This is a genomic window from Sphingomonas sp. GW821-FHT10F11 (assembly GCF_058809095.1).
This window is the reverse complement of sequence record NZ_JBXASH010000004.1, coordinates 366,158-389,264: the sequence shown is the minus strand read 5'-3', so window position 1 is coordinate 389,264 and position 23,107 is coordinate 366,158. Positions and strand designations below refer to the sequence as shown.

At 67.5% G+C, this 23,107-nt stretch carries 23 protein-coding genes and 1 tRNA gene; 11 read left to right on the top strand and 13 right to left on the bottom strand.

The annotated features are described in order from the left end of the window. Positions 1-173 precede the first annotated feature (173 nt). Positions 174-788 (bottom strand): LolA family protein, encoded by a 615-nt coding sequence (locus AC1RT8_RS15155; protein WP_493076481.1) that lies wholly within the window; start codon positions 786-788, stop codon positions 174-176. Between the two features lie 66 nt (positions 789-854). Continuing rightward, a complete protein-coding gene (locus AC1RT8_RS15150) occupies positions 855-3,149 on the bottom strand; it encodes a DNA translocase FtsK (protein WP_493076480.1) in 2,295 nt (764 codons plus the stop codon). A 112-nt stretch (positions 3,150-3,261) separates the two neighbouring features. On the opposite strand from AC1RT8_RS15150, the gene AC1RT8_RS15145 reads away from it, so the two are divergent. After that, positions 3,262-4,479 (top strand): UbiH/UbiF/VisC/COQ6 family ubiquinone biosynthesis hydroxylase, encoded by a 1,218-nt coding sequence (locus tag AC1RT8_RS15145; RefSeq protein ID WP_493076479.1) that lies wholly within the window; start codon positions 3,262-3,264, stop codon positions 4,477-4,479. On the opposite strand, the gene AC1RT8_RS15140 is transcribed toward AC1RT8_RS15145, so the two are convergent. The 3 genes from AC1RT8_RS15140 to AC1RT8_RS15130 are packed head-to-tail and all read right to left on the bottom strand — an operon-like array spanning position 4,476 to position 6,411. Beyond that, positions 4,476-4,883: a hypothetical protein gene (locus AC1RT8_RS15140; RefSeq protein ID WP_493076478.1), complete on the bottom strand. Its 408-nt coding sequence runs from the start codon at positions 4,881-4,883 to the stop codon at positions 4,476-4,478. The genes AC1RT8_RS15145 and AC1RT8_RS15140 overlap by 4 nt on opposite strands. Beyond that, on the bottom strand, positions 4,880-5,518 hold the full coding sequence (locus AC1RT8_RS15135) for an LON peptidase substrate-binding domain-containing protein (protein WP_493076477.1): 639 nt from the start codon (positions 5,516-5,518) through the stop codon (positions 4,880-4,882). Before AC1RT8_RS15135 ends, AC1RT8_RS15140 begins: the two co-directional genes overlap by 4 nt. Next, positions 5,515-6,411 (bottom strand): tetratricopeptide repeat protein, encoded by an 897-nt coding sequence (locus tag AC1RT8_RS15130; RefSeq protein WP_493076533.1) that lies wholly within the window; start codon positions 6,409-6,411, stop codon positions 5,515-5,517. Before AC1RT8_RS15130 ends, AC1RT8_RS15135 begins: the two co-directional genes overlap by 4 nt. 445 nt (positions 6,412-6,856) lie before the next feature. Between AC1RT8_RS15130 and AC1RT8_RS15125 the strand changes: the two genes are divergently transcribed. Continuing rightward, positions 6,857-6,931 (top strand) — tRNA-Gly (locus AC1RT8_RS15125). Between the two features lie 80 nt (positions 6,932-7,011). On the opposite strand, the gene AC1RT8_RS15120 is transcribed toward AC1RT8_RS15125, so the two are convergent. The 3 genes from AC1RT8_RS15120 to AC1RT8_RS15110 form a co-directional block, all read right to left on the bottom strand. Continuing rightward, a complete protein-coding gene (locus tag AC1RT8_RS15120) occupies positions 7,012-7,953 on the bottom strand; it encodes an IS630 family transposase (RefSeq protein ID WP_493076476.1) in 942 nt (313 codons plus the stop codon). A gap of 91 nt (positions 7,954-8,044) precedes the next feature. Next, complete coding sequence (locus AC1RT8_RS15115; protein ID WP_493076475.1) at positions 8,045-8,596, bottom strand: methylated-DNA--[protein]-cysteine S-methyltransferase; 552 nt, start codon at positions 8,594-8,596, stop codon at positions 8,045-8,047. 81 nt (positions 8,597-8,677) lie between these two features. Next, positions 8,678-8,968, bottom strand: coding sequence for a CsbD family protein (locus AC1RT8_RS15110; RefSeq protein ID WP_493076474.1), 291 nt, complete (start codon positions 8,966-8,968; stop codon positions 8,678-8,680). A gap of 139 nt (positions 8,969-9,107) precedes the next feature. On the opposite strand from AC1RT8_RS15110, the gene AC1RT8_RS15105 reads away from it, so the two are divergent. Next, a complete protein-coding gene (locus AC1RT8_RS15105; protein ID WP_493076473.1) occupies positions 9,108-9,305 on the top strand; it encodes a KTSC domain-containing protein in 198 nt (65 codons plus the stop codon). Positions 9,306-9,311: 6 nt separating this feature from the next. Here AC1RT8_RS15105 and AC1RT8_RS15100 read toward each other — a convergent pair whose 3' ends face one another. Continuing rightward, a complete protein-coding gene (locus AC1RT8_RS15100) occupies positions 9,312-10,967 on the bottom strand; it encodes an FAD-dependent oxidoreductase (protein ID WP_493076472.1) in 1,656 nt (551 codons plus the stop codon). A gap of 97 nt (positions 10,968-11,064) precedes the next feature. Between AC1RT8_RS15100 and AC1RT8_RS15095 the strand changes: the two genes are divergently transcribed. After that, positions 11,065-11,865, top strand: a complete 801-nt coding sequence (locus AC1RT8_RS15095; protein WP_493076471.1) for a DUF72 domain-containing protein — start codon at positions 11,065-11,067, stop codon at positions 11,863-11,865. Between the two features lie 248 nt (positions 11,866-12,113). Here AC1RT8_RS15095 and AC1RT8_RS15090 read toward each other — a convergent pair whose 3' ends face one another. The 3 genes from AC1RT8_RS15090 to hemC are packed head-to-tail and all read right to left on the bottom strand — an operon-like array spanning position 12,114 to position 14,585. After that, positions 12,114-12,977, bottom strand: a complete 864-nt coding sequence (locus AC1RT8_RS15090) for a hypothetical protein (protein ID WP_493076470.1) — start codon at positions 12,975-12,977, stop codon at positions 12,114-12,116. A gap of 22 nt (positions 12,978-12,999) precedes the next feature. Further along, positions 13,000-13,671 (bottom strand): uroporphyrinogen-III synthase, encoded by a 672-nt coding sequence (locus AC1RT8_RS15085; RefSeq protein WP_493076469.1) that lies wholly within the window; start codon positions 13,669-13,671, stop codon positions 13,000-13,002. Continuing rightward, complete coding sequence (gene hemC, locus AC1RT8_RS15080) at positions 13,668-14,585, bottom strand: hydroxymethylbilane synthase (RefSeq protein WP_493076468.1); 918 nt, start codon at positions 14,583-14,585, stop codon at positions 13,668-13,670. The genes AC1RT8_RS15085 and hemC overlap by 4 nt, the downstream gene beginning before the upstream one ends. A gap of 86 nt (positions 14,586-14,671) precedes the next feature. Here hemC and tsaD point away from each other — a divergent pair, with 86 nt between their 5' ends. From tsaD to AC1RT8_RS15065, 3 genes are read left to right on the top strand one after another with little or no spacing between them, the layout of a single operon-like run. After that, entirely contained in the window at positions 14,672-15,706 is a 1,035-nt protein-coding gene (tsaD, locus tag AC1RT8_RS15075; RefSeq protein WP_493076467.1) for a tRNA (adenosine(37)-N6)-threonylcarbamoyltransferase complex transferase subunit TsaD, read from the top strand. After that, positions 15,703-16,680, top strand: a complete 978-nt coding sequence (locus AC1RT8_RS15070) for an NAD(P)H-dependent glycerol-3-phosphate dehydrogenase (RefSeq protein ID WP_493076466.1) — start codon at positions 15,703-15,705, stop codon at positions 16,678-16,680. Before tsaD ends, AC1RT8_RS15070 begins: the two co-directional genes overlap by 4 nt. After that, the gene (locus AC1RT8_RS15065) at positions 16,680-17,210 is read left to right on the top strand and encodes a DUF1697 domain-containing protein (protein WP_493076465.1); all 531 of its coding nucleotides are present in this window, start codon (positions 16,680-16,682) and stop codon (positions 17,208-17,210) included. Before AC1RT8_RS15070 ends, AC1RT8_RS15065 begins: the two co-directional genes overlap by 1 nt. Positions 17,211-17,522: 312 nt before the next feature. Here the strand turns inward: AC1RT8_RS15065 and AC1RT8_RS15060 are convergent, their stop codons facing one another. Beyond that, positions 17,523-17,690 carry a DUF1674 domain-containing protein gene (locus AC1RT8_RS15060; RefSeq protein WP_478015388.1) on the bottom strand — a complete coding sequence of 56 codons (168 nt, stop codon included), beginning with the start codon at positions 17,688-17,690 and terminating at the stop codon, positions 17,523-17,525. Positions 17,691-17,753: 63 nt separating this feature from the next. On the opposite strand from AC1RT8_RS15060, the gene AC1RT8_RS15055 reads away from it, so the two are divergent. Genes AC1RT8_RS15055 through purH form a run of 4 tightly spaced genes read left to right on the top strand, consistent with a single transcriptional unit; the run spans position 17,754 to position 23,107 of the window. Further along, positions 17,754-19,049, top strand: a complete 1,296-nt coding sequence (locus AC1RT8_RS15055; RefSeq protein WP_493076464.1) for an RsmB/NOP family class I SAM-dependent RNA methyltransferase — start codon at positions 17,754-17,756, stop codon at positions 19,047-19,049. Positions 19,050-19,090: 41 nt separating this feature from the next. Continuing rightward, positions 19,091-19,753: a ribulose-phosphate 3-epimerase gene (gene rpe / locus AC1RT8_RS15050; RefSeq protein ID WP_493076463.1), complete on the top strand. Its 663-nt coding sequence runs from the start codon at positions 19,091-19,093 to the stop codon at positions 19,751-19,753. Next, complete coding sequence (locus AC1RT8_RS15045; RefSeq protein ID WP_493076462.1) at positions 19,750-21,483, top strand: heparinase II/III family protein; 1,734 nt, start codon at positions 19,750-19,752, stop codon at positions 21,481-21,483. The genes rpe and AC1RT8_RS15045 overlap by 4 nt, the downstream gene beginning before the upstream one ends. A 40-nt stretch (positions 21,484-21,523) precedes the next feature. Next, positions 21,524-23,107: a bifunctional phosphoribosylaminoimidazolecarboxamide formyltransferase/IMP cyclohydrolase gene (gene purH / locus AC1RT8_RS15040; protein ID WP_493076461.1), complete on the top strand. Its 1,584-nt coding sequence runs from the start codon at positions 21,524-21,526 to the stop codon at positions 23,105-23,107.

Sequence of the window (23,107 nt, the reverse complement as noted above, 5' to 3'; positions counted from 1 at the left end):
AGAGCCGGATATGGAAAGGCCCTCGCTCCGGGGGCATGGAGCGAGGGCCGACCTAGCGTTCGTCACGCAGGCGGGAAGCAGGTCGTCCGAGCAACAGGGGGAAAATCTCGGGCCGCCCCACATCCGCAATATCTTTTTAGGGGCCCGAACCTGTCGCCACTATGAACGGACGGTCAGTTTCGGCCTAAACTCCGCCGCGGATCGTTCCAATTGAACGTCCTGTCGCTCACGGCTGCGTTGAACTGCTGATTCGACAGACGGATCGTCGTGCGGTTGTTCTGCGAATCGAGTGCGACCCAGCCCTGCAGCATCAGCCCGCCCGGCGCGATCGCGTCGCGGATGAAGACCAGGGTGATGCGGCCATATTCGGGATGCTTGGGATCGTTCGCCTCGACCGAGATGATGCGCGGGTCGAATCCGGGAACGACCTTGGCGAAGCGCGTCATGTCCTTGCTGGGATCGAGCAGCACGCCAAGCGGCGAATTGCCGATCGGCCAGCGCTGCACCTGCTTCACCGAATAATCGATGAAGGTCAGGGCTTTGCCGTCGCCCACGATCAGGATCGGCACGCCTTTCTGATATTGGAAGCGAATCTTGCCCGGCTTTTTCAGGGTCAGGGTTCCGGTCAGCACCTTGCCGGCGCGGTCGGTCTGGCTGAACGCGGCGGTCAGGCTCTGCACCGACTGGAGATGGCTCTGGACGAGCGCGAGATCGCCGGTGGCCGGGGCCGCTGCGACCAGTGCCGGGACGGCGAGCGCCGCCAGCACGGAGAGATTGCGAAGGATCACGATATTCTCCCGAGACAGGTCCTGGCGCTAGGCGCGCCGGGTTGAACCCCTTCTGAACCGCAGGGCTTACAGCGGGTTCCCGTCCCGGTCGCGCAGCACGTCGCGCCGCCCGACATGGTCGGGGCGGCTGACGATGCCGTCCTTCTCCATTCGCTCGATCAATCGCGCGGCGCTGTTGTAGCCGATCCGGAGCTGGCGCTGCAGCCAGGAGGTCGAGGCCTTCTGGCTTTCCACGACGAGCTGGATGGCGGAGCGATATTGCTGATCCTCGGCCGAATCCTCGCCGTCCGGCGCGCCATCGAGCGCGAAGCCGTCCTCGGGCTCCTCGGTGACCGACTGGATATAATCGGGCCGGCCCTGTGCCCGCCAGTGATCCGCCACCGCGCGCACCTCGTCGTCGCTGACGAACGGGCCATGCACGCGCACGATGCCCTTGCCGCCCGGCATATAGAGCATGTCGCCCTTGCCCAGCAGCTGCTCGGCGCCCTGCTCGCCCAGGATGGTGCGCGAATCGATCTTGGAGGTGACGTGGAAGCTGATCCGCGTCGGCAAATTCGCCTTGATCACGCCGGTGATGACGTCGACCGACGGGCGCTGGGTCGCCATGATCAGGTGGATGCCTGCCGCGCGCGCCTTTTGCGCGAGCCGCTGGATCAGGAACTCGACTTCCTTGCCCGCCGTCATCATCAGATCGGCAAGCTCGTCGACGATCACCACGATCTGCGGTAGCGGCTGGAAGTCGAGCGTCTCCTCCTCATAGACCGGCTGCCCGGTCTCGGCATCGTATCCGGTCTGCACGCGCCGCCCGAGCGGCTGACCCTTGGTCCGCGCCGCACGCACCTTCTCGTTGAAGCTGGCGAGGCTGCGCACCCCGACCGAGGACATCATGCGATAGCGTTCCTCCATCTGCTCGACCGCCCATTTCAGCGCCCGCACCGCCTTGGCGGGGTCGGTGACGACCGGGGAGAGCAGATGCGGGATGTCCTCGTACATGCTCAGTTCGAGCATCTTCGGGTCGATCATGATCATGCGGCACTGGTCCGGGCGCAGCCGGTAGAGCAGCGACAGGATCATGCAGTTGAGCCCGACCGACTTGCCCGAACCGGTCGTGCCGGCGACGAGCAGATGCGGCATCGGCGCGAGATCGGCGATGACCGGGTCGCCGGCGATGTTCTTGCCGAGCACCAGCGGCAGCGAAGCGGATTGGTCGTCGAACGACTGCGATCCGATCAGTTCGTGCAGCCCAACGGTCTCGCGCCGGACATTGGGCAGCTCGATCCCGATCACGGTTCGCCCCGGGATGGTCGCGACGCGTGCGGAGATGGCGGACATGTTGCGCGCGATATCGTCGGCGAGTTGGATCACCCGGCTCGCCTTGATGCCCGATGCCGGCTCCAGCTCGTACATCGTCACCACCGGCCCAGGCCTGATATTGATGATCGATCCCTTGACGTGGAAATCGTCCAGCACCGATTCGAGCAGCCGGGCATTGCGTTCGAGCGCTGCCTTGTCGACCGGCCCGCCCGGTGCCGGCGGCGCCGGCTTGAGCAAGTCGAGCGGGGGAAGCTGCGAATTGTCGCCCAGGTCGAACGAGGCCTGCTTGGCCTTGGGCCTCGCCACCGACGGCGCGAGATTGCGTTCGGCGATGACCGGGCCTGGCCGCGAATCGGGCGTCGCGACGGCGCGCGGCGTCGGCTTGCGCGCCGGTTCGGGGGCGAACACTTCCTGTTCGGGCGTGCGCCGCTCCGCCTTGACGGGTTTCGGTTTGGGCGGACGCCGCGGTCGATCGCCGATATCGATGATGAAGCTCAGCGCCCAGACACCGGCCCCGGCGAGGCCAGTGAGAATCGCGATACCAAGCCCCGTCCACCACCGGATCGCCGAATCGCCGATGAGGCCGGTCGCCAGACGCACCAAGTCAGCCAGGGCCATGCCGATCACGCCGCCCGGTCCCGCCGGAAGCCAGCGCACCGCCGTCTCCCGGATCAGGGCCCCGGTCGTGCTCATCAGCGCGATGCCGCCAAGCGCGGCCAGCAGCATCAGCTTCCACCGCCCGACCGGCACGTCGCCCCACAGCCGAGCAGCAAAGATCAACGCGACCGGCAGGAACCCGAAGACGGGGAAACCGAACAAGGCATAGCCGATGTCCGCGACCCACGCGCCCGGGGTGCCCAGCCAGTTCTCGGCCGGCCCGCCCGAGGCGGTGTTCAGCGAGGGATCGCCCGAATGATAGGTGACGAGCGAGACGAATACGAGCAACGCGGCGATGACGATCGCCGTCGCGCCGATCAGCGCGCCGCTTCGTGCGGCGCCTGCCTTCACCGTCTCGCGCCACAAGGGCGGCTGCGCCCGGCTAGCCATGATCTGGTCCTTGATTGTTCGCTGTCTGTACGCGTGGAATCATCGCTCCTGGCGAGTCCGACGTCAAGGCGGACGCATTGGCACCGTGCCTGCCGCGCGCTAGAGCGAGCCCATGGACAGAGCGGACGTCATCATCCTGGGCGGTGGCCTGGTCGGCAGCGCACTCGCCGTAGCGCTCGACGCGCACGGCCTCACCGCCATCGTCATCGACATTGCCGATCCGCAGGTGATCCTCGCCGCCGGTTTCGACGGCCGCGCCTCGGCAATCGCCAGCGCGCCCTATCGCATGCTCGACACGATCGGCGTGGTCGATCGGCTGACCGGCCATGGCTGCCCGATCCAGGGCATCAGGGTCAGCGACGGGCTCGAGCCCGGCGCGCTCGATTTCGAGCCCGATACGGAGAGCGGCGCGCTTGGCCATATGTTCGAGAACCGGCGCCTGCGCGGCGCGCTGCTTGAGGCGGCCGAGGCGGCACCCGGCGTCGATGTGCGGATGAAGACCCGCGCCGTCGCGGTCGATCGCGGCGCGCACGGCGTCACCGTCACGCTCGATTCCGGCGCGGTCGTCACCGCCCCTCTGCTGATCGCCGCCGAAGGCCGCAACTCGCCCACGCGCGAATCGGCGGGGCTGAAGGTCGCGCGCTGGACCTATGATCACGCCGCGCTCGTGACGTCGCTTCATCACGAGCAGAGCCACGAGAATATCGCCTATGAAATCTTCTACCCGCAGGGCCCCTTCGCCATCCTGCCGCTGAACGACGACGATCGGGGCCATCGCTCGGCGATCGTCTGGTCGGTGCGCCGCGACGAGGCACCGGGCATGCTCAAGCTTTCCGATCGCGGCTTCCTGGCCGAGGCGGAGAAGAAAATGGGCGGTTTCCTGGGCAAGCTCGGCCCGCTTGGCGCGCGTTCCAGCTATCCGCTCGGCTTCCACCATGCCGCGACGATCACTACCGACCGGCTCGCTTTGGTCGGCGACGCGGCGCACGGCATCCACCCGATCGCCGGCCAGGGCGTCAATGTCGGCTTCCGCGACGTGGCGACCCTGGTCGAGGTGCTGGTCGAGGGCAAACGCCTCGGCCTCGATCTCGGCGACCCACAGCTTCTCGCCCGTTACGAACGCTGGCGCAGCCTCGACACCTTCATGGTCGCCGCCGCCACCGACGGGCTAACCCGGCTGTTCGGCATCCCCGGCCGCACCGCCTCGGCCGCGCGCCGCTTCGGCCTGTCGGCGGTGCAGAAGCTGCCGCCGCTCAAGGATCGCTTCATGGCTGAGGCCCGGGGCGAATCGGGCGAGGTGCCCAAGCTGCTGCAGGGGCTGACGGTTTAGCGGACCGTCTCCGCGGCCTCCCGGTCGACAGCCTCCGTCTTGCCGGCCTTGCGCACCATGATGAAGGTGCCGGACCAGACGCCGGGCACGTGCCATCGTCCGCTGATCTCGTTGCCGTCGGGCGCGATCGTGCCGGTATATTGGACGACATAGCCGGCACGCGACGCCGCATCATAGGATTTCACGAAACGCACCGCATCGCCGCTGCGCCGGCCTTCCAGCCAGGCATGCAATATGGCGGGATCGCCACCCACTTCGCCCGATTCGGTCGTCTCGCCGGTGAAGACGCCGGCCTCATCGCGCAGGATCGCCGTGAACGCGTTGGGCGGCATGTGACGCGGATAGTTGAAGATGCCGTCCCATTCGCCGTTGAGACTGTCGGCCCCGTTCGCTGCCCCGCTCACTGCAACGTCACCGAATCCTCGCCGTCGTGGCGGCCGAAGAACTGCATCAGCTGGATGATCAGCTCGGCGCGGTCCTCGATTCCCGGCGCTTCGAGCAGCGCCTGCTTCGCCGCCACGTCGAACGGCGCGATCTGGGCGATGCCGTTGACCAATGCTTCGTCGTCGAGCCGGTTCACCGCTTCCCAGTCGACCGCATAGCCCTGCGCATCGGCGAAGCGGCGCGATTCCATCTCGAGCGAGGATCGCCGCGACAGCGACAAGATTTCGGCTTCGCTCGGCACGGGCAGCAACAGTGCCTCGACCTGACGGAACGCCGTCGTCACCTCGAGTTCGCGGATGACGCGGAACAGCGCCAGGCCTTCCAGCACCAGATTGTAGCGCCCGTCCTCGCTAGCCTCGAACTCGGCGATTTTCCCGACACAGCCGATCTCGAACAACGCCGGCGCCTCGCCCGGGGCGAGCGGGCCGGGACGCGGCTGGATCATGCCGATGCGCCGGTCGCGCGCCATCGAATCGGATACCATCGCGCGGTATCGCGGCTCGAAGATGTGGAGCGGCAGATGCATGCCGGGAAACAGCAGCGCGCCGGGGAGCGGGAAGATCGAGAGCCGAGTCGAGACCGGCGCGTCGGTCATCCGAACAGGATCGCCGACAACCGTCGCCGCTGCGCCGAGACCCAGGGATCCTCCAGGCCGACCACCTCGAACAGCTTGAGCAACTGCTGGCGCGCCGCACCCTCGTTCCAGTCTCTGTCGGCGGCGATGATGCCCAGCAGCGAATCGGCCGCCGCGTCGCGGTTGCCCGCCGCCATCTGGCCGCCGGCCAGCTCGAAGCGCTTGTCGAGATTGTCGGGGTTCGCCGCGACTTCGGCCGCCAGTCCCGCCAGATCGTCGACCGGCTTGGCGTCCTTGGCCAGCGCCAGGGCAGATTTCGCCCGCTCGATCTCGGGCAGCTTGGCCAGGTCCTCCGGCAGCGCCGCGATCGCCGCCTCGGCCTCGTCGATGCGATTCGCCGCAACCAGCGCCCGCACCCGGCCGGACAGCACGGCGGGGTGATCCGGCACCATCTCGCCGATCTGCTCGAACACGGAGAGCGCCCGGTCGGTGTCGCTATCCGCCAGCAATTGCTCGCCCATTGCGATCAGCGGCTCGATCTCGGCCTCGGCGCTCGCCGCCTCGCTCTCCACCGGCAATTGCCGGAGGATCTGGTCGAGCATCGCCTTCAGCTGCGATTCGGTGCGCGCGCTGGTCAGGTCGGCGACCAGCTGCCCCTGGAACATCGCATAGACGGTCGGGATCGTCTTGATCTGGAATTGGGCGGAGATGAACTGGTTCTTGTCGGTATCGACCTTGGCCAGCACCACGCCCTTGTCGGCGTATTCGGCGGCCACCTTCTCCAGCACCGGGGTCAGCGCCTTGCACGGCCCGCACCATTCGGCCCAGAAATCGATGATGACGAGCTTCGTCATCGACGGCTCGACGACGTCGCGCCGGAACTCTTCGACTGCCTCGCGCTCCGCGGCGGTCATTCCCAAACTGGCCAAGTCTCACTCCCGTGCTTCACTTCGCGCCTTATGTGGGTGCGCGGCCCCTCAAGCCAACCCTTTTCGTCCAAGGGTTCAAACCCATTCCCAGTGAGGTCGAGATGGAGACGAAAAACGGTCGCTGGGAGGGAGGGCGCGCAGCCAGATAGCGGTGTCTATCTGGCAAGCGGTCGACCGCTCCAGCGGCCGTTTTTCGTCCCACCCCTTCGGGGCAGCCTTGTCCGGGCGCTGTGGAGCGTCGGACCGCTCAAACGGGGGGCAACCCCCGTTTTTCGCGCTCCTCCTCCCACAGCATCCCGGATAAGGCTGTCTCGACCTCGCTGGGAATGGGTTTGAACCCTGATGTACGACTGGGGGTTGCCGGACCCAAAAGCCGATGCTAGAGGCCGCCCCCTTACCCGCCCGGTCCAACGATCGGTCAGGCGCCAGAGCGGGCGTAGCTCAGGGGTAGAGCACAACCTTGCCAAGGTTGGGGTCGAGGGTTCGAATCCCTTCGCCCGCTCCAGTTTCTCGTGCGGAAATCACGAGAGTGCGAACAGGCCGCGCAAGCGGCCTTTTTCACATCCGGTCTAGAGTCTGATCCATCTAGGTTGAAGCGTATCCGGAGTTCTTGAGGTAGTTGGCGCATTCTTGTGGAGGAAAGGCGTCGAGCAGGGTTCCGATACGTTGCCATGTTGCCTCGACGGATCGCTCTGCGGCTTTGCGCAGGAGCAGCTTGAGCTTGGCGAAGACCTGTTCGATCGGGTTCAGGTCGGGAGAATAAGGCGGCAGGAATAGCAGCCTTGCCCCGGCCGAGCGGATCGCATCGCGAACGGCTGCGCCCTTATGGCTGCCGAGGTTGTCCATGATGACGACATCGCCGGGGTTGAGGGTAGGCACCAGGAACTGCTCGACCCATGCGGTGAAGCTCTGGCCGTTGATCGGCCCATCGAGCACGCACGGCGCGTCGATCCGGTCGTACCGCAAAGCGGCCAGGAAGGTCAGCGTGCGCCATTTGCCGAACGGCGCGCGAGCGACCAGCTTCTGGCCGCGCGGCGCCCAGCCCCGGATCGGCGTCATGTTGGTCTTGGCCCAGGTCTCGTCGATGAAGACGAGGCGCCTGGGATCAAGCCGACCTTGATACTTCTTCCACTGTTCCCGCCGCCGCGCGATCTTCGGGCGCAACTGCTCGACGGCGAACAGTGTTTTTTTGAACGTCACGCCGGCATCATGCACGATCCGCCACACCGACCCATAGCTCGTCTCAATGCCGCGCTCGCGCAGCTCGACCACCAGACCGCGAAGCGTCAGGTCCGGAACTGCCTCCAGCCGGCCCAGCAACCACTCCCGCTCGCCTGTCAGCGAACGTTCCTGCTTGCGACCCGTCCGCCGCGACGCCGCACTGCCCGTCATCCGCAACCGTTGCGACCACTTCACTGCGCTCGCAACGCTCACTCCAAACAACCGTGCCGTCTCCCGAACTGATCGACCGCCTACCACCGACGCCGCTACCCGCTCCCGAAGATCATCCGAATATGGTCTCGCCATCCATACTGGCCTCCAGATCCAGCCAGCAGGTTGAATCAGAACTCTCGACCCTTGGGAATCCTAAATCGATTCCGCAAAGCCGAGTCAGACTCTAGAAAGCGAATCCCTGCTGCGCCGGTTCGGGCGGCCGCAGGTCGATTCCCTCGATCGCCAGCATCTTCACTTTCGATTCTGATCCGCCCGGCGCGGAGAAGCCCCCGACCTTGCCGCCAGCCGCCAGCACGCGGTGGCACGGTACGATCAGCGGTATCGGGTTCGAGGCCATGGCTTGACCCACATCGCGTGCCGCTTCCGGGCCGGCGCCGAGTTCTTTTGCCACGGCGCCATAAGTAGTGGTCTGGCCCCAGCCGAGCCGCCGCACCGAATCGTAGATCTGCGCAAAGAACGGCGCCTGCTCGCCCAGATCGACCTTTACCGTGGAAAAATCCGTCTCCTCGCCATCGAAATAGCGTTGGGCGGCGGCGATGGTCGCGGCGATCTCCGGTGGCGGCGTGCGGCGAATCGCGTCGGGAAAGCGGCGCAGCAATGACCGCTCGGTCCTTTCGGCCGACTCTGCCGGCAGGCGAAAGCCCACCACACCGGCATCGGTCCAGGCGATCGCGGCGACGCCGTTCGCGGTATCGAAAAGCTGATAGTCGGCCACGGCCTCACCCTGCTTGACTGTTTCCCCCTGAAGATAGGGAATCGGGCACCGCCGAACCAGCCCGCAGGGTGAGGCTCCGGCTCAGGCCTTCTTGCCGCGCAGCGTGTTGATCACCGCCAGCGCGAGCGTGCCGACCAGCGCGGCCGTCGCCCAGGGCCGTTCCTTGGCGAAGGCCTTGGCCTTGTCCGCCAGCGGGCCGACGCCCTGCGTCACCGCATCCCGCGCTGCGCCATAGCTTTGCTGGAGATTGCCGGCGACCTGATCGGCGACGCCCTGATTCTGCGTGGCTGGATCGCCCGTGGCCTTGCCGACGGCTTCCTTGACCTGGCCTGCGAGATTGCGGCCTTCACCCTCGAGCGTGTCCTCGTTCATCTGGATTCCCTTCGCGCGGCATCTCACCGGTGAAATGCCCAACCCCGTAACGATCGACGGACCGGACGTGTCCCTCGCACCCGCCTTTTCGCGCGAATCATCCCCGGCAACCCACGCCCCGGTTCGACGTTGACGCCTGATGCCCTCCAGCGTCATCCGCTCCTATGACTATGACCCGGCCGAGCAACGGCTCGACATCGAGTTCGTCAGCGGCCGGCGCTATTCCTATCTCGACGTGCCCGAATCGCTGTTCGACGCGATGCGCCGCGTCACCTCGAAGGGCGGTTTCTTCAACCGCCGCATCCGCGATCACTATAATTTCATCGAGCACGCCTGACCGGCATCACTCCATCGGGTGCAGGAACCGGTGGACCGAGGACACCACGACCGATCCCTCGCCCACGCCCGAGGCGACGCGCTTGACCGATCCCGCGCGCACGTCGCCGATCGCGAAGATGCCCGGCTTGCTCGTGGCATAAGGCGAGGTCGATCCGTCCGCGTCGGCGCCGGTCTTGACGAATCCCTTGTCGTCGAGCGCCAGGCACCCGTCGAGCCAGTCGGTATTGGGTTCGGCGCCGATCATCACGAACATGTTGCTGATGTCGTGGCGCTGCGCCTCGCCGGTCTTCACATTGGTCCAGGTCACATGGCGCAGATAGCCATCCCCCTCTAATCCAGTGACCTGGCAATGCGTGTGCAAGGTGATCTGGCTCGACGAGAGGATGCGCTGGACGAGATAGTCCGACATCGTCTCCGCCAGCCCGCGCGATCGCACCAGGATGTGGAGATGCTTTACCGTGCGCGACAGGAACACCGCTGCCTGCCCCGCGGAATTGCCGCCGCCCACCACCAGCACTTCCTCGCCGGCACACAGGTTGGATTCCATCGCGGTGGCGGCATAGTGGATGCCCTGGCCCTCGAACCGGTCGTAATCGGGCACGTCGAGCCGGCGATAGCGTGCCCCGCTGGCGACGACGACGGCCCGGCCGGACACGCGCTGCCCGTCCTCCATCGTCACGACATAAGGGTCCTTGCTGCAATCGAGCGCCGTCGCCGGCCGCGCAATCGCCAGCCGCGCCCCGAATTTCTGCGCCTGCACCTGCGCCCTTCCCGCCAGCGCCCGGCCCGAGATGCCGGTCGGGAAGCCGAGATAATTCTCGATCTTGGAACTGGTGCCAGCCTGCCCGCCGGGCGCGAGCCCTTCGAGCACGATTGTGTCGAGCCCCTCGGACGCGGCATAGACCGCGGCGGCCAGCCCCGCCGGCCCGGCACCGACCACGATGACGTCATGGACGCGCGTCGGGTCGAGCGTCTCGGTCAGTCCTAGTGCATCCGCCAGTTCGCCCGTCGGCGGGTTGCGCAGAACGCTTTCCCCGGGCGCAATCACCACCGGCAGCTGGTCGGGCTTGATCGAGAAGCATTCGAGGAAACCGTCCGCGTCCGGATCGCTGTCGGTGTCGAGCAGGCGGTGCGGATAGCCGTTGCGCTCGAGGAAACGCTGCAGCCGCTGCGTATCGCCGGAATGGCCCGATCCGATCAGCGTGGCGCCGCCATGCGCGTGTTTGATCAGCCCGACGCGCCGCAGGATGAAGGCGCGCATGATGATCTCGCCAATATCGGCTTCGGTCGAGACCATGCGCCGGAAGTCGACCCGGTTGATCCGCAGCACCCGGCTGTCCTCGCCGGTGCGCCCGGTGACCAGGATCGATCGATTGTTGAACAGGTCCAGCTCGCCGGTGAACTGGCGCGCGTGATGCGTGGTGAAGATGCTGGCGACCCCGCACTCGTCGGTGTCGAGCACCTGGATCGACCCGTCGAGCACGACGAAGAAATCGACGCCGCGCTCGCCGCGCGTATAGAGCGCCGTTCCCTTCTCGACCGCTTCCGCGCGGCCATAGGCCATCATGCGCTCGACCATTTCCTCGGGCAGGACCGGAAAGGTCTGAGCGGTCCGCTCATAGGGGTCGGTCGGATCGATCTCGGTCCGGTCGGTCGCCATCATGTTCCCCGCGCTATGTCCGCTACGGTTCTAGCAGCGTCGCGCCTCTTCGCGAAAGCCGCTTCCCGCCCTAGAACCGCGCCTCCAGGAGAATGGCATGAGCAACGGCATGATTCGCACCGGCATCGGCGGCTGGACCTATGAACCCTGGCGCGGGACGTTCTTCCCCGATGGCCTGTCGCAGAAGCGCGAGCTTGAATATGCCTCGCGCGCGGTGACGGCGATCGAGGTCAACGGTACCTATTACGGCTCGCAGAAACCGGCGACCTTCGCCTCCTGGGCCAAGACCGCGCCCGACGGCTTCGTCTTCGCGCTCAAGGCCTCGCGCTTCTGCACCAACCGCAAGATACTGGCCGAATCGGGGGATTCGATCGCGAAGTTCGTCGGCCAGGGTATCGTGGAACTGGGCGACAAGCTCGGCCCGATCCTGTGGCAGTTCATGGCGACCAAGAAATTCGACGCTGAGGATTTCGCCGCCTTCCTGAAGCTGTTGCCCGCGTCGCATGAGGGCGTTGCGCTCCGCCATGCGATCCAGGTCCGGCACGACAGCTTCCATGTGCCCGAATTCGTCGCGATGGCGCGCGCCGCCGGCGTCTCCCTCGTTTTCGCGGATTCGGCCGAATATCCCGCCATCGCCGACGTCACCGGCGACTTCGTCTATGCCCGGCTGGAAAAGGCGGTCGAGAGCGTGCCGACCGGCTACACCGCCGCCGAACTCGATCGCTGGCTCGAAGTGGCAAAGGCCTGGGTGGCGGGCGGCCAGCCCGATGGCCTGCCCTATGCCTCTCCCGAACAGCCGCCGAAGAAACCGCGCGATACCTTCGTTTTCTTCATCAACGGCGCAAAGGTGCGCGCGCCCGCCGGCGCGATGGCGCTGCTGGATCGGATCAACGCCTGAGGGACCGCTCTTCTCTGCGAATTTTCAGGACAGGTCGCCGTTCAATGCGCTGCCCTGTTCCTCTCCAGTGGGAGAGGATAGCGAAGCTTGGCAGCTTGCTGCTTAGCGCAGCTTGGTGAGGGGCTCCGGCAGCTATCGATGGCTCCCGGAGCCCCTCACCAACTTCGCCTAATTCGCTGCGCTCATAAGGCGTCGTATCCTCTCCCACCGGAGAGGAAACATAGCCGCCCAACGTACGGCACGCCGCTCTACCGAGGCCCAGCCGCGCCCTGGCCCATGATCGCCGCCGTCTCGATCGTGTCGAGTGCCTGGCGCGCGCCGATGTAGCGCCGCGCCGCCGTCGTCCAGCGTTCCGCACTGGCGGCACCCGGCATGCGCGCCACTTCGGCCAGCGCCGCCTCGACATGCCCGGCCTCGAGCGTCCGACGCGCCCGGGTGAGCCGGTCGGCCGGAAGCGGTGAGGGCGTGTCGGCCCGGTGCAGGACGATCAGATTGCCCAGCTCACGGCGCAAACTGGCGAGCCAGCCGTCACGCGCGGCACCGGTCTTCAGCTCGGGCGAAATCGCGTCGAGCCCGACGCGCAGATCCTCGATCGTCACCGGCTGCTGCGCCGCTTGGATGATCGTGCCGGTCGCCTGGGGCTGGATCGGCCCGAAGCGCTCGCGCAACTGTTCTTCGATATAACCCAGCGGCAGGCCGCGATCGATCTGGCGGCGCGCGGCAAAGGCGATCATCAATCCTTCGGCGCGGGTGGCATAGCCGGAAGCGGCACGGGCCTGTCCGCCGACGCTCGCCGTGCGCGTCTCCAGGTCGGTGAGGCGCGCGGCCAACTCGGTCTCGCGCGTCGACAGCGCATCGAGGTCGATCGCCGGCGGCGCCGCCGTGCCGCTGCCGGGCACGATCACCACGGGCGTGCGCTTGCCGTCGGCGGTGGAGGCGATCGGCAGGGTCACGGTCGCGACCGGCTTCTGGCCGAACCATTGGGGAAAGGCGTATAGCCCCAGCGCCATCGCGCCGAGACCGGCGACGAAGGCGATTGCCCCCAGGATCGCCGCGGTGCGCCAGCCGAGCTTGCGGGGGGGAGCCGTCGGGGTCGGCAGGTCGTCGCTCATGCCGCCTTATCCCCGCGCATGCTCACCCGGTCAATCGCGCGCGCGCAGCCTCGATCAGCGCGGCGTCATTGGGCGACGCGGCGGTGGCGATCCATGCCCAGCCCGTTCCCGCGGCCGCTGCGACCGCTGGGCTGAACGCCGCAAGGGAAACCGAGGACCGTGCGAGACCCTGCTCGTCGGCCAGGTCGCCGAGCCGGACGGCGGCGCGCGCCGAATGCAGCAGCGCGATCGACCCGCTCAAGGCGGCGAGGTCCTCCGCGGGCACCGGCAGCGGCTCGCTGGCATAGACCGCAATGGCGCGGGCGATCACGCCCCCAGTCTCGATCGACCGCTCGCGCCCGCCGAGATGGAGGATGCGGGTAAAGCCATGGTCGCGAGCAAGCAGTGAGGCCGCATCGGATTTGCCTGACACCATGACGTCGAATCCCGCTGCGCGGCTGATATCCGCGGTTCTTGCACCCACGGTCATCACCGGCAGGTGCCGCAACGTCTCGAGCCCCGGCCCGCCGAAACGGACGGCATTGGCGCTGGTCAGCAGCAGCGCATCGAACGCCGCGGGATTGGGCGCCGTCCAGCCAAGCGCGCGAATTTCAAACAGGGGCAGCCGGATCGCACGCAGGCCGAACGCTTCGATCCGCCCTATGGTCGCGGCGTTGCCCGGCTCCGGGCGCAGCACCGCAAAGCCTGGTGTCATGCCGCGAACAGCCGCCGCACCGCCGGCGGCGCGCGGTCGAGCAGGTCGTGCGCCAGTTGATCGGCACTGATCTTGTCGATCGAGTCCGCGGTCTCGCCCGAAATATAAGCGCAGCCGTCCTCGGCGAGTAATTCCGCGCGGATCGTCATCCGGTCGCCCTGGATCGTCGCCAGCGCCGCCACCGGCGAATGGCAATCCGCCTTGAGTGCCGCGAGCAGCGCACGCTCGGCCAGCACACAGCGATGCGTGTCGACATGGTCGATCCCCGCAAGCCAGCCCAGCACGCGCGCGTCATCGGCGCGCGCCTCGATCCCGACTGCGCCCTGGGCTGGCGCTGGCAGCATGACGTCATTCGGGATCGCCACGCCGATCTCCGGACGTCCCAGCCGGTCGAGCCCGGCTGCGGCAAGCAGGGTGGCGTCGACCTCGCCCGCGGCCAGCTTCGCAAGGCGGGTGTCGACATTGCCGCGGAACAGCACGGTCTCAAGGTCCGGCCGGATCCTTTTGAGCTGCGCGCTCCGCCGCGGCGAGCTGGTTCCGACCACGGCGCCCTGTCGCAGCGCTTCGATGCTGTCGGCTCCGATCAGCCGGTCGCGGACATCGGCGCGCGGCAGCATCGCCGCGATGCGGATCGCTGCGGGGCGGATCGTCTCGACATCCTTCATCGAATGCACTGCGCAATCGATCTCGCCATCGAGCAAGGCGCGGTCGAGCTCCTTGGTCCACAAGGCCTTGCCGCCGATCTCGGCCAGCGCCCGGTCCTGCACCCTGTCGCCGGTGGTCTTGATCGGCACGATCTCGACCGCGTCGTCCGTCCAGCCCTGAAACGCGCACAGCGCATCCCGCACCATGCCGGCCTGTACGAGCGCAAGCGGCGATCCGCGGGTACCGAGGCGAAGGCGGGGATGGGACAAGGCAGACTCCGTTGGGCTGAACGTTCCCGGCCTAGAAGAAAGGACCGCCCTTCGACAAGCTCGGGGCGAACCGTTAGGGAGGCGCGATGGCACTCATCCTCGGCCTCGAATCGAGCTGCGACGAAACCGCCGCCGCTCTGGTGACCAGCGACCGCCGCGTCCTCGCCCACCGCCTGCTCGGGCAGGAAGCGGAACATCGCCCCTATGGCGGCGTCGTGCCGGAGATTGCCGCGCGCGCGCATGTCGAGGCGCTGATCCCGCTGGTCGAAGGGGCGCTGGCCGATGCCGGGGTGACCCTGGCGGATGTCGATGCGATCGCCGCGACCGCCGGGCCCGGGCTGATCGGTGGCGTCATGGTGGGCCTCGTTACCGGCAAGGCGCTGGCGCATGCGGTCGGCAAGCCACTGGTCGCGGTCAACCATCTGGAAGGGCACGCGCTGTCCCCGCGCCTGTCCGATCCCGATCTCGATTTCCCCTATCTGCTGCTGCTCGTCTCGGGCGGGCATTGCCAGTTGCTGCTGGTCGAGGGCGTCGCGACCTATCGCCGCCTCGCCACCACGATCGACGACGCGGCGGGCGAAGCCTTCGACAAGACCGCCAAGCTGCTCGGCCTCGGTTTTCCCGGCGGCCCCGCGGTCGAGCGCGCGGCCGAGCTCGGCGATCCGACTGCTGTGCCGCTCCCGCGCCCGCTGAAAGGCTCGGCCGAGCCGCATTTCTCCTTCGCCGGGCTGAAGAGTGCCGTAGCGCGCGCGCGCGACGCCGGGACCTGGACCGCCGAGGATATCGCTGCTTCCTTCCAGGCTGCCGTGGTCGATTGCCTGATCGATCGCACCACCCAGGCGCTGCGCCGGGCTGACGGCGTGACGTCACTCGTGGTGGCAGGCGGCGTCGCTGCGAACCGGTCGGTCCGCACGGCGCTGCAGGGCCTGGCGACGGCGAACGGCCTGCGCTTCGTCGCGCCACCCTTGTGGCTCTGCACCGATAATGCGGCGATGATCGCCTGGGCCGGGGCGGAGCGTTTCGCCGCCGGCCTCACCGATCCGCTCGACGTCGCCGCGCGCCCGCGCTGGCCGCTCGATCCGGGGGCTGAGGCAGTGCGCGGCGCTGGAGTGAAGGCATGAAGATCGGGGTGGTCGGCGGCGGTGCCTGGGGCACGGCGCTCGCCAGCGTTGCGGCGCGCGAGGGCGATCCCGTCCTGCTCTGGGCGCGCGAGCCCGAAGTGGTCGAGGCGGTCAATGCCACCCACCACAACCCACTGTTCCTGCCGGACATCCCCTTGCCGGCCTCGATCGAGGCGACTGGCTCGCTCGATACGGTATCGGCCTGCGATGCGCTGTTGATCGTCGTCCCGGCCCAGCATATCCGCGCCATCCTCGGCGCGATGCCCATCGGCACCACGCCCCTGGTGCTCTGCGCCAAGGGCATCGAAGCCGGATCGCGCCTGCTGGTCGGTGAGGTCGCCCGCGGGGTGCACCCCGATGCGCCGATCGCGGTGATCTCGGGCCCGACCTTCGCGTTCGAGGTCGCGCAGGGCAAGCCGACGGCCGTCACCCTTGCCTGCGACAGAGAGGATCTCGGCGCGCGCCTGGCCGATCGTCTCGCGGGCCCGACGTTCCGGCCCTATTTCTCGTCCGACGTCATCGGCGCGGAGATCGGCGGCGCGGTCAAGAATGTGCTGGCCATCGCCTGCGGCGTGGTCGAGGGCGCCGGGCTCGGTCAGAACGCGCGCGCCGCGTTGATCGCGCGTGGCTTTGCCGAAATGACCCGTTTCGGTTTGGCGCGCGGCGCCCGGGCCGAGACGCTGGCCGGGCTTTCGGGGCTGGGCGATCTGGTGCTCACCTGTTCGTCGACCAGCTCGCGCAACTTCTCGCTCGGCATGGGGCTCGGCCAGGGCAAGTCGGCAAGCGACCTGATGGCGGATCGCCGCACCGTGGCGGAAGGCGCCTTCACCGCGCCCGTCCTGCGCGAAGCGGCCGCCGATGTCGGCGCGGACATGCCCGTCACCGAGGCTGTCTGCGCGCTGCTCGAAGGCGCCGACGTGCGAGAGGTCGTCGGCGCACTGCTGGCGCGACCGCTCACCCGGGAGGATCAGTGATGCGCTGGGCTGCCCTGCTCAAGGGGATCAACATCGGGGGCAAGAAGATCCCGATGACCGAGTTGAAGGCTCTCGTCGAGAAACTGGGCCATACTGACGTCAAGACGTTGCTGGCCTCGGGCAATGTCGTTTTCACTGCCACGGAGACCGACGGCGCGACGCTGGAAAAGGCTCTGGAGGAAGCGCTCGCTTCCTGGGGTCTCAAGACTGACGTGGTCGTCCGCAACCTGAAGGAACTCGACGCGGTCATCGCCGCCAATCCCTTCCCCGGTGCGGCGACGGACCATCCCAATCACTTGCTGGTCGCCTTCCACCGCGATCCGGTGCCCGACGGCCTGATCCAGAAAATCCCCGCCATCTATGACGGACCCGAGTTGCTGAAGGCGATCGACCGGGAGCTGTTCATCGATTTCCCGGAGGATGTCGGGCATTCGAAGCTGCTGCCGGCGATGGCTAAGGTGAAATTCCCCAAGCTCGCCACGATGCGCAACTGGAACACCGTCCGAAAATTGCGCGATTTGCTCGTCTAGAGTCGGGTCGATCCCTCTTATTTTCCCCCTCCACACATTGTGCTGTCGCCCTTCTTCCCCTCTCCTCTCAGGAGAGGGGCAAGCTGCGCAGCAGCGCGGGGTGAGGTTGAGTGGGAGACGCTCATGCCCGTCACCCTCACCCTCCCGCCGCTTCGCGGCTCCTTCCCTCTCCCGACGGGAGAGGGATAAGCAGCGCTCCAGAAATAGGTGAATGCCGGGGCCTTCAAGGGACTGGCTTAATTTGAGGCGGGCTCGACCGCGTCCAACGCTGACCCTCTGCTGCACCCGATCTATAAGGCGACTCGATCCGACCTAGAAATCGACCGCAATACCCTTGAGCGTCCAGTCGCCATAGCGCGTCGGATCGAGCCCGAGCGGATCGTTTTCCGCCTCCGGCGCGGGCTGGGGGTCGGGTTTCGGCACCGGCGGGCTCTTGGAAAGATAGGCTGGCGGCTTCACATGTGGCGGGCGGCGGCCCATGGCGGTTCATCCCGGATGCTGCTTGCCACCCCATCCACCCGTCACGACACGAGTTCAAGCGATTTGACCCGACCTCCACGCCAATCCACCGACCGCCCCGCCGATCCGCCCGGCGTGCCAGCCCGCCGCGCCGCGCTGAAGCTGCTCGACGCGGTGCTCCGCCAGGGCCTGCCGCTCGAGGCAGCGCTCGACCGCGCGACTCAGGGGATCGATCGCAGCGACGATCGCGCGCTCGCTCATGCCATCGCGGCCGAGACGCTCCGCCGCCTGCCCGATCTCGACCTGCTGATCGATTCGGCGACGCGCAGCCGCCTGCCCGATGACGCCAAGGCGCGATTCGCGCTCAGGATCGCGCTGGTCCAGGCGCTGGCGCTCGGCACGCCGCCGCATGCCGCGATCTCGACCGTGCTGCCGCTGGTCGATGGCGGCCCGCGCAAGCTGGTCCACGGCGTGTTCGGCACCCTGATGCGCGGCGCTGCGACGTTGCCTGAATTCCCGACTCTGCCCGAGGATGTCGAGGCGCGCTGGCAGAATGCCTGGGGCGAGGACCAGGTCGGCGCTGCCGAACGCGCCATTGCCGCCCCCCCGCCGCTCGATCTGACCCTGGCGGATCCGGCAGCCACCAAGGCGTTGGCCGAGGAAGTGGAGGGCATCTCGCTGCTGCCCGGTCATATCCGCCTCGCCAGCACGAACGTTCGGGAGCTTCCGGGTTTCGAAGAAGGCGGCTGGTGGGTGCAGGATATCGCTGCCTCGCTTCCCGCCCGGCTGATCGGCAAGGGACAGGGCGTCGCGCTCGATCTCTGTTCCGCCCCCGGTGGCAAGACGATGCAACTCGCCAGCGCCGGCTGGAGCGTCACCGCGATCGATTCCTCGGAAAGTCGTCTGGCGCGACTTCGTGAGAATCTGGAGCGCACGCATCTCGACGCGACGGTCATCGCCGCCGATCTGCTCAAATGGTCCCCCGACGCGCCCGCCGACGCCGTGCTGCTCGACGCGCCGTGCAGCGCGACCGGCATCTTCCGCCGCCACCCCGACGTGCTCCACCGCGTGAATCCCCGGGTGATCGCCGAAATGGCACGCGTACAGGCGCAACTTCTCGCCCGCGCCGCCAAATGGGTCAAGCCGGGCGGGACTCTGGTCTATGCCACCTGCTCGCTCGAACGCGCCGAGGGCGAGGAGCAGCTCATGGCTTTTCTCGCGGCGCAGCCCGATTTCGCCATCGATCCGGTGCGCGATGAGGAATTGCCCAAGGGCATCGCACCGCATCAACGCGGCTGGGTCCGCACCTTGCCCGGCATGCTCGCAGGCGAAGGCGGGTGCGACGGCTTCTTCATCGCCAGATTGCGCCGTGCGGCCTGAGTTGCCTTGCCGCGCGAATCACGCGTGCTAAGGAATCGGTCATGCAACAGCCCGTCCGTATCGCCCCGTCGATCCTCTCCGCCGATTTCGCGCGCCTTGGCGAGGAGGTGCGTGCGATCGACGCGGCGGGCGCCGACTGGATCCATGTCGATGTGATGGACGGCCATTTCGTGCCCAACATCACGATCGGCCCGGCGGTGGTGAAGGCGCTCCGCCCGCACACCACCAAGCCGCTCGACGTGCATCTGATGATCGCACCGGTCGATGCCTTTCTCGATCAGTTCGCGGAAGCCGGTGCCGATATCATCAGCCTCCATGTCGAGGCCGGCCCGCACACGCATCGCAGCCTCCAGCACATCCGCAAGCTCGGCAAGCGCGCCGGCGTGGTGCTGACGCCGCAGACCCCGGCCAAGGCGCTCGACTATCTGCTCGAGGAAGTCGATCTCGTCCTGGTGATGAGCGTCAATCCCGGCTTCGGCGGCCAGGGTTTCATCCCGAGCGCGCTGCGCAAGATCGAAAGCGTGCGCAAGATGATCGACAAGGCCGGGCTGAGCGTGGATCTCGAGGTCGATGGCGGCATCGACGCGGTGACCGCGCGCGAGGCGATCGCGGCCGGCGCCGATGCGCTGGTCGCGGGCACCGCGACCTTCCGCGGCGGCCCTTCGGCTTACGCATCCAACATCCTTGCTCTGAGAGGCGGGTGACCGACGGCGGTCGCGATTCCGGCGCCGACGGCATCGAAGAAGGCAAGCGGTTGATTCGGTTGGGCGGCGACAAGGGGCTATCGCTGGCTGACCGGCTCACCGAATATTTCCACCGACTGACCTGGAGGACGCCGATTCACGGCATGCGGTTGAAGGGGCGCCATCCGTTGAAGCTGATCGCGGTTCCCGACGATCCGTTTCTGGGCGATCCGCGGCGCGGCCATGCGCTGCTCGACGGCAAACTGAACCTGCGCGGCGAAACCCGTGTGATTGCTGACCTCAATCTCGCCAGGCCCGATTTCTCGCGCGTGTTCGGCGATTATCTCCACAGCTTCCTCTGGCTGCGCGATCTCTCCACCGTGGCGACCCGCGGTCAGGCCACTCCGATCGCCGAGGATCTGATGCGCCGCTGGCTCGCGGCCCATGCGGATACGGTCAGTGAGCCCGCCTGGCGCGCCGATCTCTGGGGCCGCCGCATCCTGCTCTGGACCGCGCACGCCCCGCTGATCCTGTCGAGCGCCGACCTGGTCTATCGCAGCCTCGTGCTCAACACGCTCGCCCGCGGTGCGCGGCATATCGATCGCGGCGCCGACAAATTGCCGCCCGGCGCCCCGCGCGTCGCGGCGCTGTGCGGGGTGGTCGCGGCCGGGCTGCTGATCCCGGGCGGCGATGCCCGCCGGGGCTCGACTGAATCCGCTCTTGCCAAGGCCTTGTCGGTCTCGGTGTTCGAGGATGGCGGCAGCGTCGCGCGCTCGCCCCTGGCCCAGCTCGATATCATCATGCTGCTGACCAGTCTGAAGGAAGTGTACGCTGCCCGCCGACTGGTGGAGCCGCCGGCGATCGCCGCGGTGCTCGCGCGCATGGTACCGGCGCTCCTCGGCGTATGTCACGGAGATCGCGGGCTTTCCAGCTGGCAAGGTGGCGGGCCCGTATCCGGCGAAACGCTCGACCCGATCATCGCCGCGACCGGCATACGAACCCGCCCACTCCGCCAGGCCCGCGACTGGGGCTATCAGCGACTCGCCGCCGGCGCCGCGGTGCTGATCATGGATGCGGCACCCCCGCCGATCGCCCGGCTGGTCGAGGGCGGTTGTGCTTCGACCCTCGCCTTCGAATTCTCCGATGGGCCGCACCGCCTCGTCGTCAATTGCGGCGGGGCCCGCGCGGCGGTCGCACAGCTGCCCACCGCGCTGGCCGACGGCCTCAGGACCACCGCGGCGCATTCGACGCTGATCGTCGGCGACAGCAATTCGACTGCGATCCATGCCGATGGCACGCTCGGCCGAGGCGTCGCCGAGGTCGAACTGGCACGGCAGGAAAGCGAGGCGTCGAGCCGCATCGAAGCAAGCCATGACGGCTATGCCAGGCGCTACGGCTTCCTCCACCGCCGCCAGCTCGTCCTGTCGGGCGACGGGCGCGAGGTGCGCGGCGAGGACATGCTCCTGCCCGCGAGCAAGAAGCGCAAGCTCGCCGCGACCGCCTTTGCGATCCGCTTCCATCTCGGTCATGGCGTCTCGGTCTCGCCCACGGCTGACGGCATGGCCGCCTTGCTGCGCCTACCCGGTGGGGTCCTGTGGCAGTTCCGCTGCCGCGGTGGCACGCTGGCGATCGAGGACAGCCTGTGGATCGACAACGAGGGCCGTCCGCAGCCGACTCACCAGCTCGTCGTCTCCGGTGAATCGCCCGCGGGCGGCGCCAGCGTCAGCTGGGCCTTGAAGCGCGCGACCTGAGGCGGCAGAGGGGCGCGCAATCCTTCACCCCGGAGTGCCCATGACCGCCATCACCACCCGCCGCGCGCTATTGTCGGTGTCCGACAAGACCGGCATCGTCGATCTCGGCCGGGCGCTGGCCCGTCATGGTGTCGAGCTGGTCTCGACCGGCGGCACCGCCGCCGCGCTGCGCGATGCGGGGCTTGAGGTGCGTGACATCTCCGACCTGACCGGTTTCCCGGAGATGATGGACGGCCGGGTAAAGACGCTCCATCCCAAAGTCCATGGCGGCCTGCTCGCGGTACGCGACGATGCGGCGCATGTCGCCTCGATGGAGGAGCATGGCATCGGCGCCATCGATCTGGTCGTGGTGAACCTCTATCCCTTCCTCCAGACGGTGATGAAGGGCGCCGACCGGCCGGAGATCATCGAGAATATCGATATCGGCGGCCCGTCGATGGTCCGCTCAGCCGCGAAGAATCACGCCTTCGTCGCGATCGTCACCGATCCCGCCGATTATGACGCGCTCATCGCCGAGATGGACGCCGGCGATGGCGCGACCACGCTTGACCTGCGCAAGCGCCTTGCCGCCCGGGCCTTCGCCGCGACCGCCACCTATGACGGCATGATCGCGAGCTGGTTCGGTTTTGCCGACCAGGGCGAAGCTTTCCCGGAAACCCTGCCGATTACGCTGAAGCGGGGCGCGGCACTCCGCTACGGCGAGAATCCGCACCAGTCGGCGGCGTTCTACACCGCCACCGGCCCGGCCGCGCGCGGCGTCGGCCAGGCGCGACAGGTGCAGGGCAAGGAACTCAGCTACAACAACTATAACGACGCCGATGCCGCGCTCGAGCTGGTCAGCGAATTCCGCGATGCGGAGCCGACCGTCGTCATCGTCAAGCACGCCAACCCTTGTGGCGTCGCTACCGCATCGACGATCGAACGGGCCTATGCCGAGGCCTTTGCCTGCGACACCGTATCGGCGTTCGGCGGCATCATCGCTCTGAACCGCGCGCTCGACGAAGCGACCGCCCGTGCAATCTCGGGCATCTTCACTGAGGTGGTGATCGCCCCCGATGCCGATGAAGCCGCGCTCGCCATCTTCGCGGCGAAGAAGAACCTGCGCCTGCTGCTCACCGGCGACCTGCCCGACGCGGCGCGGAACGGTATCATGGCCAAGTCGATCATCGGCGGCTGGCTGGTCCAGACTCGCGACAATGGTGCCGCACCCGATCTCAAGGTAGTGACGAAGCGCCAGCCGACCGGGGCCGAACTCGCCGATTGCCGTTTCGCCTGGACGGTGGCGAAGCACGTCAAGTCGAACGCGATCGTCTATGCCAAGGATGGCGCCACCGCCGGCATTGGCGCGGGGCAGATGAACCGCCTCGAATCCGCACGCATCGCCGCATGGAAGGCGAAGGACGCCGCCGACAAGGCCGGCTGGGCGACGCCGCGAACGATCGGCTCGGCCGTCGCGTCGGATGCCTTCTTCCCCTTCGCCGACGGTCTGCTTGCCGCGGTCGAGGCGGGCGCCACCGCCGTCATCCAGCCGGGCGGCTCGATCCGCGACGATGAGGTGATCGCGGCGGCTGACGATGCTGGCCTGGCGATGGTGTTCACCGGCATGCGCCACTTCCGCCACTGA

Bases quoted from the DNA above. Each gene is read 5' to 3' on its own strand.
- AC1RT8_RS15150 (WP_493076480.1), bottom strand. From the start codon at position 3,149: ATGGCTAGCCGGGCGCAGCCGCCCTTGTGGCGCGAGACGGTGAAGGCA.
- AC1RT8_RS15145 (WP_493076479.1), top strand. From the start codon at position 3,262: ATGGACAGAGCGGACGTCATCATCCTGGGCGGTGGCCTGGTCGGCAGC.
- AC1RT8_RS15135 (WP_493076477.1), bottom strand. From the start codon at position 5,518: ATGACCGACGCGCCGGTCTCGACTCGGCTCTCGATCTTCCCGCTCCCC.
- AC1RT8_RS15130 (WP_493076533.1), bottom strand. From the start codon at position 6,411: ATGACCGCCGCGGAGCGCGAGGCAGTCGAAGAGTTCCGGCGCGACGTC.
- AC1RT8_RS15120 (WP_493076476.1), bottom strand. From the start codon at position 7,953: ATGGCGAGACCATATTCGGATGATCTTCGGGAGCGGGTAGCGGCGTCG.
- AC1RT8_RS15110 (WP_493076474.1), bottom strand. From the start codon at position 8,968: ATGAACGAGGACACGCTCGAGGGTGAAGGCCGCAATCTCGCAGGCCAG.
- AC1RT8_RS15105 (WP_493076473.1), top strand. From the start codon at position 9,108: ATGCCCTCCAGCGTCATCCGCTCCTATGACTATGACCCGGCCGAGCAA.
- AC1RT8_RS15100 (WP_493076472.1), bottom strand. From the start codon at position 10,967: ATGGCGACCGACCGGACCGAGATCGATCCGACCGACCCCTATGAGCGG.
- AC1RT8_RS15095 (WP_493076471.1), top strand. From the start codon at position 11,065: ATGAGCAACGGCATGATTCGCACCGGCATCGGCGGCTGGACCTATGAA.
- AC1RT8_RS15090 (WP_493076470.1), bottom strand. From the start codon at position 12,977: ATGAGCGACGACCTGCCGACCCCGACGGCTCCCCCCCGCAAGCTCGGC.
- AC1RT8_RS15085 (WP_493076469.1), bottom strand. From the start codon at position 13,671: ATGACACCAGGCTTTGCGGTGCTGCGCCCGGAGCCGGGCAACGCCGCG.
- tsaD (WP_493076467.1), top strand. From the start codon at position 14,672: ATGGCACTCATCCTCGGCCTCGAATCGAGCTGCGACGAAACCGCCGCC.
- AC1RT8_RS15070 (WP_493076466.1), top strand. From the start codon at position 15,703: ATGAAGATCGGGGTGGTCGGCGGCGGTGCCTGGGGCACGGCGCTCGCC.
- AC1RT8_RS15065 (WP_493076465.1), top strand. From the start codon at position 16,680: ATGCGCTGGGCTGCCCTGCTCAAGGGGATCAACATCGGGGGCAAGAAG.
- AC1RT8_RS15060 (WP_478015388.1), bottom strand. From the start codon at position 17,690: ATGGGCCGCCGCCCGCCACATGTGAAGCCGCCAGCCTATCTTTCCAAG.
- rpe (WP_493076463.1), top strand. From the start codon at position 19,091: ATGCAACAGCCCGTCCGTATCGCCCCGTCGATCCTCTCCGCCGATTTC.
- purH (WP_493076461.1), top strand. From the start codon at position 21,524: ATGACCGCCATCACCACCCGCCGCGCGCTATTGTCGGTGTCCGACAAG.